Consider the following 12,283-nt stretch of genomic DNA (forward strand, 5'->3'; position numbering starts at 1 on the left):
GTGAGCGCGAACAGCGCCCCGGATCACTCCGCGTAACCCCCGAAGGGTCGCTTTCATATTGTTCAGCGCGTTTCGTCCGGCTCGCCGAGCCACTTTCCCGTGCGCAGTAAGGCCCTTCCGCCCCACCTGGGATGATCACTTTTGGTGACGCCTCGCCGAGACCACCAGGCAGTACTTGATGTTTCTTCGCTGATTTCCCGTTTGACCAGGCCGGTAGCATCTCGAATTCGTGCGCCCCGACGTGCCGGGGCGCGTTTCCGGTACCAGACACCGGAACCCCTTGCACCAAGGAGGTTTACTTGTGACAGTGCGTGACGGATTCTCGGTCGTTGCGCCACCGACCTGGAACCGTTGGCTAGTTCCACCCGCCGCGCTGGCCATCCATCTTTCCATCGGGCAGGCCTACGCGTGGAGCGTTTTCAAGAGCCCGCTGGAATCGAGCCTCCAGATCTCCGGAACCGGCAGCGCGCTGCCGTTCCAGGTGGCGATCTTCTTCCTCGGCCTGTCAGCGGCGTTCGGCGGCAAGTTCGTGGAGGCCCGCGGCCCGCGCTGGGCGATGCTGGTCTCCACCATCAGCTTCGCCGCGGGGTTCCTGATCTCCGCGTTGGGCATGTACGTGGGCCAGTACTGGCTCGTCGTCGTCGGGTACGGCGTGGTCGGTGGCATCGGTCTCGGCATCGGGTACATCGCGCCCGTGTCCACGCTGATGAAGTGGTTCCCGGACCGTCCCGGTCTGGCCACCGGCATCGCCATCATGGGCTTCGGCGGCGGCGCGATCATCGCCTCGCCGTGGTCGACGGCGATGCTCAGCGCCTTCGGCAAGACCGCGGAGGGCATCGGCACCACGTTCTTCGTGCACGGCATCGTCTACGCCGTGTTCATGACGCTCGGCATCCTGCTGGTCCGGGTTCCCCCGCCCGGCTGGACCCCGCCCGGCTGGGACCCCGCCACGGCGGCGAAGAGCGTCAGCACCATCCGCGTTTCGGCCAACAGCGCGATCAAGACGCCGCAGTTCTGGCTGCTCTGGATCGTGCTCTGCTTGAACGTCACTGCGGGCATCGGGATCCTGCAGAAGGCGTCGCCGATGATCCAGGACTTCTTCGCGGGCACCAGCACTCCGGTTGCCGTCGCCGCGGCGACCGGCTTCGTGTCCCTGCTGTCGCTGGCCAACATGGGCGGGCGCTTCGCGTGGTCGGCGCTGTCCGACCGCACCGGCCGCAAGAACATCTACCGGGTCTACCTCGGGGTGGGTGCGCTGGCGTACCTGCTGCTGCTGTTCGCGGGCGACACCAGCGTCGCCCTGTTCGTCGTCGCCGCGATGCTGATCATGTCCTTCTACGGGGCGGGCTTCGCGACGATCCCCGCTTACCTGAAGGACCTGTTCGGGACCTTCGAGGTCGGCGCGATCCACGGGCGGCTGCTGACGGCGTGGTCGGTCGCGGGCGTGCTCGGACCGGCCATCGTGGACGCGCTGGCGGACTCCGGTGAGGCCGCGGGCAAGTCCGGTGCCGATCTGTACGTGGTGTCGTTCTACTTGATGACCGGATTCCTGGTGATCGGGTTCGTGGCCAACGAGCTGATCCGCCCGGTGAAGGCCAAGTTCCACGAACCGGCCCCCGAAGCGGCGACCACGTCCGACGACGCGGCCGACGCGAAGGCCGACTCCGCGGAGCAGGCCGACTCGAAGGACGAGAAGTCCTCCGATGACGAGGTCGCCTCGAAGGACGAGGGGTCGAAGGACGAGGTCGCTTCGAAGGCCGACTCCGAGGACGAGGTCTCCGACAAGGCCGAATCGGCCGACGACGAGGCCGGTACCACCGGTTCCGAGGGCGAGAAGGCCGACGACGCCGACAAGTCCGACGCGGACACCGGTGAGACCGCGGGCGAGAAGGCGGGCGCCGCGGAGGACGAGCAGGCCGAGGCCGGCGAGTCCGATGCGAAGGCCGACGACGACGCCCCGAGCACCGAGAAGGCCACCAGCTCTTCCGGCAAGCAGAGCAGCTGAGGGAACAGGCGAGACATGACCGAGCAGAAGACCGCGCCTGAGGGCGGAGTCAAAGTCCGAGCCCTTCTCACCGTGTCCTGGCTGTGGGTGGGCGTCCCGTTCGCCATCGGCGTCTACCAGCTCGTGATCAAGGCGTCGCAGCTGTTCATGTAGTTGCACGCCGCCGCGAGCAGCGGGAAAGCACAATGAGGCCGACCGTCCATTCGGACGGTCGGCCTCATTGGTGTGCTGCGATGATCTAGGAGCGAGGCTCCGCGATCATGAGCTCAGTTCGCCGGAAGGGCGATCAGACCACGCGCACGGACTCGGCCTGCGGGCCCTTCGGTCCCTGGGTGACCTCGAAGGAGACCGTCTGGTTCTCCTCCAGGCTGCGGAAACCGGCGGCGTCGATCGCCGAGTAGTGCACGAAAACGTCGGGTCCACCCTCGGACGGCTCGATGAAGCCGAAGCCCTTCTCCGAGTTGAACCACTTCACGGTGCCCTGTGCCATGTTGTTCTCCATCCTGGTAGCTGGTTGGTTCCGGTGCCGGTTTCGACACCAGGGTCGCGGATCTCAGACGGCGACTACTCCAGCTACTCCAAAGACAGCAGCGCGCCCGCATCAGCAATCCTGCGAGCGTGCGAAAACACGAACCCAGAAACAACGACCAGGTGCAACACTACACCTCGCCGCGCCACGGGTGGCCCACCGGCGGCTTCACGCGGCCCGTCGCACGCCTCGACCGGTCTGCTTTGCTGGGACTTTGCCGATCACTGCCCCGGAAATAGTGTCCGGAATCACACTTTCGGCCGTGTCGGTGGCCGTCCAGGTGCCGCCCGGCCGCGACGGCACCTGGGCGAGGGGCCTCATCCGGCGAGGTGCTCGACCGTCCCCCGCAGCAACCGGCCGCGCCGGACGCCGTCGTGGTCACGGAGCGTCACGTACGCCCGCACCCGGCCGCGCCCCACGCCGCCCCCGGCTCGGACGTCCTCGTCAACAACGCGGGGATCACGCTGCCCCGCACGATCGCGAACGTCACCGAGCAGGACTACGACCGGCTGTTCGCGATCAACACCCGCGCGCCGTTCTTCGTCGTGCAGCGCGGTCTGGAGCGGCTGCGCGACGGCGGCCGGATCGTGAACATCTCCTCGGCTGCCGCTGGTCGACCCGGTCACCCTGCTCGACGGCGCCGGTTCGACCGGGGTGCGCACCGTGCTGCTGCACGGCGCCGCCGACGAAGAGGTGCCGCTGGAGCAGTTCGCGGACTACGCGGCCGTCCACGACGACCTGGAGACCGTGGTGCTGCCCGGCACCGGCCACTACGCGCTGATCGAACCGGAGAACCCCGCCGCCCACGACGTCGCCCGAACGCTCCGGGACCTCACCTCGGCGTGGACGCCCACGGGGCGCACCACCGGCGAGGACACTGCCTGGAGGACCACGATCACCGCCCGCACCGATGCGGGCGCGGATTCTCCCGCCGCGACGGGACATCCCGGTGAAGGCACCGCTCCAGACGAGGTGACACCCGCATGACCACCGCATCCCCGGCGCTCGCCGAGCTCGCCGCCGAACTCGACACCGCCGATCCGCTGGCACCGATCCGGGACCGCTTCCTGCTGCCCGACGGCGTCGTCTACCTCGACGGCAACTCCCTCGGCCCCCTCCCGGCCGCGGTGCCGCCGACGATCACCGACGTCCTGCACCGGCAGTGGGGCACCGACCTGATCCGGTCGTGGAACGACAACGACTGGTGGGACGCCCCGCTGCGGGTCGGCGACGCGCTCGGCCGCCTCATCGGCGCGGCCCCGGGGCAGACGCTGGTCGGCGACTCCACGAGCATCCAGCTGTTCACCGCGCTCAGCGCCGCGGCCCGGCTGCGCCCCGGGCGCGAGCTGCTGGTCACCGACCCCGGCCACTTCCCCACCGACCGGTACCTCGCGGAATCCGCCGCGCGGCTGCACGGCCTCCGGGTGCGCCACGTCCGCCCGAGGGACCTGGACGCGTTCCTCGCCGCCGAGGGCGAGCAGGTCGCCGTCGTCAGCTACTCCCCGGTCGACTACCGCACCGGCGAACTGCACGACGTGGCGACGCTGACCCGCGCCGCGCACCGGGCGGGCGCGCTGGTGCTGTGGGACCTGTGCCACGCGGCCGGTGCGATGCCGGTCCCGCTCGACGAGCTCGAAGCGGACTTCGCGGTCGGCTGCGGCTACAAGTTCCTCTCCGGCGGCCCCGGCGCACCGGCCTTCCTCTACGCGGCCCGGCGCCACCACGACTCCTGGCAGACCCCGCTGCACGGCTGGACCGGCCACGCCGACCCCTTCGGCCTCCAGCGGGACTACGCGCCCGCGCCCGGCATCGCCCGCGCCCGTATCGGCACCCCGCCGATCCTGGGCCTGCTCAGCTTGGAAGCCGCCCTGACCACCTTCGACGGCGTGGACATGGCGCAGGTCCGCACGAAGAGCCTGTCGTTGACGGACTTCTTCCTGCGCTGCACCGCGGAACTGCTCGCGGACCTGGGTTTCGAGCCGGTGACCCCCGCCGATCCCGCCCGCCGCGCCAGCCAGGTCTCGCTGCGCCACCCGCACGCCTACGGCCTGGTCCGAGCCCTCACGGAGCAGCAGGTGATCGCCGACATGCGCGCCCCCGACATCCTCCGGTTCGGCGTCAACGCCCTCTACACCTCGCACCGGGACCTGCTGACCGCCGCGACGCTCCTGCACCGCACGACGACCACCGGCGCCTACGACCCCACCCCGCCCGACGCGGGCAAGGTCACCTGACCGGCGCGCGGCGGAGTCAGGACTTCCGCTCCGCCCGGTGCAGCTGCGACATCGACTTCCGCGAGCAGGAGGGCGGCGGCGCCTGGCGGCTCGGCTGCGATGAGGCGCCACTCCGTCGATCACCCTGCGCGGGCGGACGAGCCGCGCGCCCGTCCTCCCGGCTCAGTGCAGGAGGCGGGGTCAGACCGCGTTGAAGCGGGTGCCGCCGACCTCGGGTAGGGCGTCGATGACGCTGCGGAGGTGTTCGCGCATCGCCTGCTCGGCGGCCGTCGGGTCGGCGGCGCAGATCGCCTCGATGATGGCCAGGTGCTGCGGCAGCGACGCGGTGGGGCGGCCCGGGTGCATGGCCAGCCGGAACTGGTGGCGCACGTTCTGGCCGCGCAGCCTGCTGAGCACCTCGTGCGCGGTCTGCTGCCCGCTGACGCGCAGGACCAGGGAGTGCAGCCGCTTGTTCAGCTCGGAGTAGCCCCACACGTCGCCGCCGGAGACCGCGGTCCGCATCTGCTCGCCGATCTCGCGCAGCTCGGCCTTGTCCTCGTCGACGACCCGCTCGGCGGCCCGTGCCGCGCAGAGTCCCTCGACGACCATGCGGACCTCGGTGATCTCGATGGCCTCTTCGAGCGAGACCGCGCGCACCCGCGCGCCGCGGTTCTGGACGCGCTCGACGAGGCCTTCGGTGGCCAGCTGCACCAGCGCGTTGCGCACGGCCGCTCGGCTGGCGTCGCACTGCTCGGCGAGCTCCGCCTCCACCAAGCGCTGGTTCGGGGCGAACTCGCCCCTGGTGATGGCCTCGCGGATCACGTCGGCCACCGGCTGTCGCGGGGCCGGCTGCTCGGCGTCGCGCTTCGCTGTCGTCACTCGCCCTACCCCGTACCGATTATTGGCAACAATTTTGTGCACCAATCCTAACGGCCCGAGCTGAGGCGGTCATGACGTGCTCCGATCCGGCTGTCTTTGATCTTGCCCTTCCAGCTGAGCGGCGTTCGTGGTCGTTGTCCTGTAAGCGGCGAAGCCGCTGAGCAGCGACCAGCCAGAGCAGGCCGACCACCGGCGGGTTCTCAGCGGCCTTCTCGCGAGGACAGCGATTTCGCCGTGTAGGGCCGCTACATGAGAAATCGATCCCGCAGCGAGAAGGCCGCTGAGGTTCCGCTGAGCGACCAGCTGCTCAAGCCGAGATCAAAGTCAGGCGGATTCGGGGGCGGCGGGTTCGCGTTCCGCCTCGGCCCGCATCCGGATCTTGCGGGTCGCCGGGCCGAACAGCGCCAGCGCGAGCGCACCCACGACCCAGGTCCCGGCGATGAAGTAGAAGACGGTCCGGTACCCGTGGCCGCTGTAGAGGCCGGCGATGATCAGCGGCCCGATGGCGTTGGACAGGCGGCCGACGCCGTAGGAGATCGAGGTGCCCAGCGAGCGGCCCCGGGTGTCGTAGAGCTCCGGCGAGTAGGCATAGGCCAGCGAGGTGTAGCCGCGTTCGAACAGGTTGACCGTGAAGCCGAAGACCACGACCAGCGCGGGCACGAAGGTCAGCCCGTAGAGCAGCCCGGACACCGCGATGACCAGGCCGAACACCACCAGGCACCACTTGCGCTCGAAGCGGTCGGTGACCTGCGCCGCCAAGAACGAGCCCAGCGGCGCTCCGACGGTGGTCAGCGCGACGAAGAAGATGGAGTCCTCCACGCTGACGCCCTCGGCGGCCAGCAGCGTGGGCGCCCAGGAGGAGAAGCCGAAGAAGCCGATGGTCTGGGTGATCCACAGCACCGACAGCAGGAGCGTCGGCAGCAGGAACTTCCGGTCCTTGAGCATGCCGAGACCGGGCTTCGTCGCGGTCGTGGCGATCGGCGCCTCGGCGACGGGCAGTTCACCGTGCTCGGCCGCGGCCCTGCCTTCGAGGTCCCGCAGGATCACGTCCGCCTCGTCGTGGCGGCCCCGGGTTTCCAGCCACTGCGGGGATTCGACGAGCTTGCGCAGGAACAGCAGAAAGAACACGCCCATGGCGCCCCACAGGTAGACCAGGCGCCAGGTCTGCTCCCCCATCGGCACCACGAACGAGGCGATGAGGTTCGTGACGGGCGTGCCGCAGATGCCGATCATGATCACGTACGCCTGGAACTTGCCGCGCTTGGCGCGCGGGTAGAACTCGTTGATGTAGACGACCGCGACCACGGTCATCGCCGACAGCCCGGCGCTGGTGAGGATGCGGAACACCCCCATCGACGGCATGTCCCAGGCGAAGACCGTCGCCAACGACCACACGGAGAACCACGTCGTGGTCAGCGTCAAGGTCCGCTTCCGGCCGAGCCGGTCGGCCATCCCACCGGCCACGACGGAGCCGATGAACATGCCCACGAACGACAGCGACGTCACGTAGGCGATGTGGCTGACGTCGGAGCCCCACAGCTCGCGCACCTTGGGCGCGGTGATGGCGAAGGTGTTGATGTCGGCGAACTCGAAGAAGTACGCGAACGCCAGCGCGACCATCGTGGTCTTGTGGAACTTGGAGATCGGCAACCGGTCGAGCCGGTTGGCCGCGTTGGTGGCCCGGTCGGCCGGATGGGCGGAGTGCTGCATTGCGGTCTCCTCGCGGCGGGCGTCGTTGCCCGGCTGTCGCTGTGGTGCGGCTCAGGCCGTTTCGTCCGGCCAGTACAGGCGCATCGGGTTGTCCACGAGCAGCGCCTGCCGCTGCTCGGCGGTGACCGCGATCCGGGGGACGTGGTCCAGGAGCAGCCCGTCGTCGGGCATGTGGCCGGTCAGGTTCGGGTGCGGCCAGTCGGTGCCCCACAGGACCCGGTCGGGGAACGCCGCCACGACCCGGCGCGCGAACGGGACGACGTCGGCGTAGGCGTGGCGCTCGCCGTCGAGGGCGGGCGGGCCCGTCCGCGACAGGCGTTCGGGGCAGGAGACCTTGACCCACGCGCCGCTGCGGGCGGCGAAGTCGAGGAATCCGGTGAACTCCGGGCCGGCGGGGTCCTTCGAGACGTCGGGGCGTCCCAGGTGGTCAACCACGATCGGCACGGGCAGTGACAGGAAGAACTCCTCGTGCGCGGGCAGGTCCTCGGCCTCGAAGTAGAGGACGACGTGCCAGCCCAGCGGCGCGATCTTCTCGGCGATGGTCCGCAACGCCCGCGTCGGCGCCGCGTCGACCAGCCGCTTGACGAAGTTGAACCGCACGCCGCGCACCCCCGCGGCGTGCAGGCGCTCCAGTTCTCCGGGCGTCACGTCGGCGTCCACGGTGGCCACGCCGCGGGCCCGGCCGTCCGCCGCCCGCAACGCGTCCACCAGGGCGCTGTTGTCCTTGCCGTGGCAGGTCGCCTGCACGATGACGTTGCGGGACAGGCCCAAGTGGTCGCGGAGCGCGAACAACTGCTCCTTGCCGCCGTCCACGGGCGTGTACTTGCGTTCCGGGGCGAACGGGAAGCGGGCGGCGGGACCGAAGACGTGGCAGTGGGCGTCCACGGATCCCGCGGGCGGGACGAACGCGGGACGGCTCGGATCCGGGTGCCAGGGCAACCATCCGGGGGTCACGGGGGGCGTGGGGCTCATCGGGTCTTCCTCCTGCCGGTCGGCATGCGTGCGGCGAGCAGCCGTCAGTCGAGGTAGGTCAGCCCCAGGGCGTCGAGCTTCGGGCGCATGCCGTAGAGGTCCAGGCCGAGCTCGCCGTCCTGGAACCGCGCGCGCTTGCCCGCCTCCCCCGCCTCGCGCTTCTCGGCGGCCTCCGCCACGTCGGCTGCTCTGGCCGCGGGCACCACGACGACGCCGTCGGTGTCGGCGACGATGACATCGCCCGGCTCGACCAGCGCGTTGGCGACCGCGACGGGCACGTTGACCGAACCCAGCGTGGCCTTGACGGTGCCCTTCGCGTTGATGGCGCGGGAGAACACCGGGAAGTCCATCGCGCGCAGCTCGTCGACGTCGCGGCAGCCGCCGTCGATGACGAGCCCCCGCGCGCCGCGAGCGCGCAACGAGGTGGCGAGCAGTTCGCCGAAGAAGCCGTCCTCGGATTCCGTCGTGCACCCGGCCACGACGACGTCGCCGTCCTGGACCTGCTCGGCGGCGACGTGCAGCATCCAGTTGTCCCCCGGCTGCAGCAGCACGGTGACGGCCGTGCCGCAGACCTTCGCGCCTTCGTAGACGGGCCGGATGTAGGGCCGCATCAAGCCGACCCTGCCCAGGGCCTCGTGCACGGTGGCCACGCCGAACCGCGACAGGGCTTCGACGGCGGCCCGATCGGCACGCTCGATCTGCTGGTGGACGACTCCGAGTTCGCGCACGGTGCGGACTCCTCTCCGAACGGGGTGGTGGTTCAGCGGCCCTGAGCGGTCAGCCGCGCGTCCAGGCGCGGGTAGACGCGTCGCGCGTTGCGCTCCTCGACGGCCGCGAGGGATTCGGCGGTGAGCCCGGCGTTCTCGACGTACCGGCGGGTGTCGTCGAAGTGGTGCCCGGTGCGCGGATCGATGCCGCGCACCGCGCCGACCATCTCCGAGGCGAACAGCACGGACTCGTGCGGGATCACGTCGAGCAGCAGGTCGATGCCCGGCTGGTGGTAGACGCAGGTGTCGAAGAAGACGTTGCCCAGCAACGATTCCTCCGGCTCCGGCTTGCCCAGCGCCTGCGCCAGGCCGCGGAAACGGCCCCAGTGGTAGGGAACCCCGCCGCCCCCGTGCGGAATCACCAGCCGCAGCCCGGGGAAGTCGGCGAACAGGTCGCCCTGCAGCAGCTGCATGAACGCCGTCGTGTCGGCGTTGAGGTAGTGCGCGCCCGTGGTGTGGAAGGCCGGATTGCAGCTGGTGGAGACGTGCACCATGGCGGGGACGTCGAGCTCGACGAGCTTCTCCCACACCGGGTACCAGTGCCGGTCGGTCAACGGCGGCGAGGTCCAGTGCCCGCCGGAGGGGTCGGGGTTGATGTTCACCGCGACCGCGCCCAGCTCCCGCACCACCCGTTCCAGCTCGGCAACGGTGGTGGCCGGATCCACCCCCGGCGACTGCGGGAGCATCGCCCCGAACGCGAACCGCTCCGGGTAGAGCTCCGCGACCCGGTGGCAGAGGTCGTTGCAGATCCGCGCCCAAGCCGACGAGATCGCGAAGTCCCCGATGTGGTGGGCCATGAACGACGCGCGCGGCGAGAACACGGTGACGTCGATGCCGCGCTCGTCCATCTGCCGCAGCTGGTGGGCCTGCACCGACTCGCGGATCTCGTCGTCGCTGATGACCGGCCCGGCCGGATCGGGCCGCCGCGACGGATCGGTCAGCCCGGCGACCTGCGCGTCCCGCCAGCGGCCGAGCGGCTCCGGGGCGGTGGTGTAGTGGCCGTGGACGTCGATGATCACGCGGAGCGCTCCTTCGCGACGGGGTTCCAGACGGACGACGGGACGAGCACGTCGCCGGACATCAGCACGCGCGCGGTGCGCAGCAGCGCCGAGCGCACGACCTGCTGCGGGTCGGCGGGATCGAGCACGAGGGTGACGCTGAACTCGCCGGACGGGTGCTCCACCGACACGACCGGTTCGGTTCCGGTCGCGCCGCTCGCGACGTCGTGGGCGACGCTGCCCTCCAGCACGCAGGCCGTCGCGGCCGTGACCGCGGCCAGCACTCCGATGGACCGGTGCGCGACCCGCGGGATGAGGCTCCGGGTGGACACGCTGCCGCCGTGCCGCGGCGGCGCCACCAGCGTCATCTTCGGGTAGTTCTTCGCCGCGACGTCACCGAGCCCCATGGCGTGCCCGCAGACCAGGCGCAGGGCCTCCACCTTCGCCTTGAGCGCGTCGTCGCCGTCGATCTCGGCGGGTTCCTCGTAGCCGGTGGCGCCGAGCCGCTCGGCCGCGACGATCACCAGCGGCTGCCCGTTGTCGATCATCGTCACGTCCACCGGCCCGACGCCGGGGACCTCGACGGTGTCGCGCGCGTTCCCCGTCGGCAGCAGCGAACCCGCCACCGAACCCGCGGTGTCGAGGAACCCGATCTCGATCGGCGCGGCGCTGCCGGGGACGCCGTCGATGCGCGCGTCACCCGCGTACTCGACGTGCCTCGTCCCGTCCGGAGCGGCGGGCGTGCGGATCGTGATCTCGGCGACCATGCCGGTGTTGCGGGTCAGCACGCGGGCGGTGGTGCGATCACCGGCCGGGGCCACCATGCCGGTCTCGACGGCGAACGGCAGCACGGCGGCGAGCATGTTCCCGCAGTTCGCCGTCACGTCCACGGTGTCCCCGCCCGGCTGGACCTGCCCGAACGTCCACTCCACGTCGACCCCGGAGCGGGTGCCCGGCCGCACGATCCCGACCTTGCTCGTCAGCGGGTGCGCTCCCCCGACCCCGTCGATCTGCCGCTCGTCGGGAGATCCGAGCGCGGCGAGCAGCACCGCATCGCGGGTCGCGACGTCGACGGGCAGCGCTCGCTCGTCGAAGAACGGCCCCCGCGAGGTGCCGCCCCGCATGAACAGGCACGGGACCGCGATCTGCGCACCCCGGCGGCGCGACCGCGCGGCGACACCGTCGACGTCGACGGGCATGGCACCCCTCCAAGTCCTCCCGGCGCGGCGTCCCTCACCGGCCTGCTCGGTAACCTAAACGACGAACACGATTGTTAACAATCCTTCCGCCAAAATTTTTCACTGGGCTCCACTCCGAAGCGCCACCCCGGCGAATCGCACGTCAGCACGGCTCCCGCCCTCTTTGTTGACCGATCGGTCCAGTTCGGGCAGAGTTGTGGACGTAACGGTCCATAATCGAGGGAGGTGGGCGGCGTGGCCGTCCTGACGGACAAGGTCGCCGTGGTCACCGGCGGCAGCAGCGGCATCGGGCTCGCGATCGCGCGGGCGTACCGCGACGAAGGCGCGCGGGTGTTCATCACCGGCCGCCGCAAGGAAGCGCTCGACGCGGCGATCGCCGAGCTCGGCGAGAAGGTGACCGCCGTGGTCTGCGACTCGGCCGTGCCCGCCGACCTCGACGCGCTCTACGAGACCGTTCGCGAGCAGGCCGGACACGTGGACGTCGTGGTCGCCAACGCCGGCATCGGCATCGAGGCCGCGTTCGGCGAGGTCACCGAGGAGCAGGTCGACGCCCTGTTCGCCACCAACGTCAAGGGAACGATCTTCACCGTCCAGAAGGCGTTGCCGCTGCTGCGGCCTGGCGCATCGATCATCCTGACCGGCTCGTCCGCCGCGACGCGCCCGCAGAGCGGCCTCGAGGTCTACGGCGCGACGAAGGCCGCGGTGCGCAACCTGGCCCGCGGCTGGGCCCACAGCTCGCGCCGGTACGGCTTCCGGGTCAACGTGCTCGCGCCGGGCATGGTCCCCACGCCGGGCCTGCTCGACCTCGTCGACGCGGACACCCGCGACCAGGCGAAGGGGATCATCCCGCTGGGCCGGCACGCCGAACCGGCGGAGATCGCCGCGGCAGCCGTCTTCCTGGCCTCCGACGCGTCGACGAACACGGTCGCGTCGTGGTTGCCGGGCAGCACCGACAGGACCGGGGTGTTCGGGTACTCCTGCGCGAGGCGTTCCGCGCCTTCCAGGTACACG

Annotated in this window: 11 protein-coding genes and 2 pseudogenes; 6 read left to right on the forward strand and 7 right to left on the reverse strand. The window is 70.5% G+C overall.

The annotated features are described in order from the left end of the window. Positions 1-301: 301 nt before the first annotated feature. Positions 302-1,633: pseudogene (locus ACWD38_RS17575) on the forward strand (L-lactate MFS transporter); the annotation flags it as partial. A 387-nt stretch (positions 1,634-2,020) separates the two neighbouring features. After that, positions 2,021-2,158 (forward strand): MFS transporter small subunit, encoded by a 138-nt coding sequence (locus tag ACWD38_RS17580; RefSeq protein WP_184477801.1) that lies wholly within the window; start codon positions 2,021-2,023, stop codon positions 2,156-2,158. 133 nt (positions 2,159-2,291) lie between these two features. Here the strand turns inward: ACWD38_RS17580 and ACWD38_RS17585 are convergent, their stop codons facing one another. Next, positions 2,292-2,495, reverse strand: coding sequence for a cold-shock protein (locus tag ACWD38_RS17585; RefSeq protein WP_184477800.1), 204 nt, complete (start codon positions 2,493-2,495; stop codon positions 2,292-2,294). Positions 2,496-2,908: 413 nt separating this feature from the next. Here ACWD38_RS17585 and ACWD38_RS17590 point away from each other — a divergent pair. From ACWD38_RS17590 to kynU, 3 genes and pseudogenes are all read left to right on the forward strand, one after another. Continuing rightward, positions 2,909-3,094 (forward strand): annotated as a pseudogene (locus tag ACWD38_RS17590) (SDR family NAD(P)-dependent oxidoreductase); the annotation flags it as partial. 103 nt (positions 3,095-3,197) lie between these two features. Next, positions 3,198-3,521, forward strand: coding sequence for an alpha/beta fold hydrolase (locus tag ACWD38_RS17595; protein WP_450124461.1), 324 nt, complete (start codon positions 3,198-3,200; stop codon positions 3,519-3,521). Next, positions 3,518-4,768: a kynureninase gene (gene kynU, locus ACWD38_RS17600; RefSeq protein WP_450124452.1), complete on the forward strand. Its 1,251-nt coding sequence runs from the start codon at positions 3,518-3,520 to the stop codon at positions 4,766-4,768. The genes ACWD38_RS17595 and kynU overlap by 4 nt, the downstream gene beginning before the upstream one ends. A 180-nt stretch (positions 4,769-4,948) precedes the next feature. Here the strand turns inward: kynU and ACWD38_RS17605 are convergent, their stop codons facing one another. The 6 genes from ACWD38_RS17605 to ACWD38_RS17630 all read right to left on the reverse strand — a co-directional run bounded on the left by ACWD38_RS17605 (position 4,949) and on the right by ACWD38_RS17630 (position 11,272). Next, entirely contained in the window at positions 4,949-5,626 is a 678-nt protein-coding gene (locus tag ACWD38_RS17605) for a GntR family transcriptional regulator (protein WP_450124453.1), read from the reverse strand. Positions 5,627-5,950: 324 nt separating this feature from the next. Continuing rightward, the gene (locus tag ACWD38_RS17610; RefSeq protein ID WP_450124454.1) at positions 5,951-7,336 is read right to left on the reverse strand and encodes an MFS transporter; all 1,386 of its coding nucleotides are present in this window, start codon (positions 7,334-7,336) and stop codon (positions 5,951-5,953) included. Between the two features lie 51 nt (positions 7,337-7,387). Continuing rightward, on the reverse strand, positions 7,388-8,308 hold the full coding sequence (locus tag ACWD38_RS17615; protein ID WP_450124455.1) for an amidohydrolase family protein: 921 nt from the start codon (positions 8,306-8,308) through the stop codon (positions 7,388-7,390). Positions 8,309-8,352: 44 nt separating this feature from the next. Next, on the reverse strand, positions 8,353-9,036 hold the full coding sequence (gene ligK / locus ACWD38_RS17620; RefSeq protein WP_450124456.1) for a 4-carboxy-4-hydroxy-2-oxoadipate aldolase/oxaloacetate decarboxylase: 684 nt from the start codon (positions 9,034-9,036) through the stop codon (positions 8,353-8,355). A 32-nt stretch (positions 9,037-9,068) separates the two neighbouring features. Further along, positions 9,069-10,094 (reverse strand): amidohydrolase family protein, encoded by a 1,026-nt coding sequence (locus ACWD38_RS17625; RefSeq protein ID WP_450124457.1) that lies wholly within the window; start codon positions 10,092-10,094, stop codon positions 9,069-9,071. Continuing rightward, positions 10,091-11,272, reverse strand: coding sequence for a 4-oxalomesaconate tautomerase (locus ACWD38_RS17630; RefSeq protein ID WP_450124458.1), 1,182 nt, complete (start codon positions 11,270-11,272; stop codon positions 10,091-10,093). Before ACWD38_RS17630 ends, ACWD38_RS17625 begins: the two co-directional genes overlap by 4 nt. Positions 11,273-11,506: 234 nt before the next feature. On the opposite strand from ACWD38_RS17630, the gene ACWD38_RS17635 reads away from it, so the two are divergent. Next, positions 11,507-12,283 (forward strand): SDR family NAD(P)-dependent oxidoreductase (locus ACWD38_RS17635; RefSeq protein ID WP_450124459.1); only part of this gene is annotated, 777 nt, incomplete at its 3' end.

This window comes from Saccharopolyspora sp. NPDC002578 (assembly GCF_053592695.1).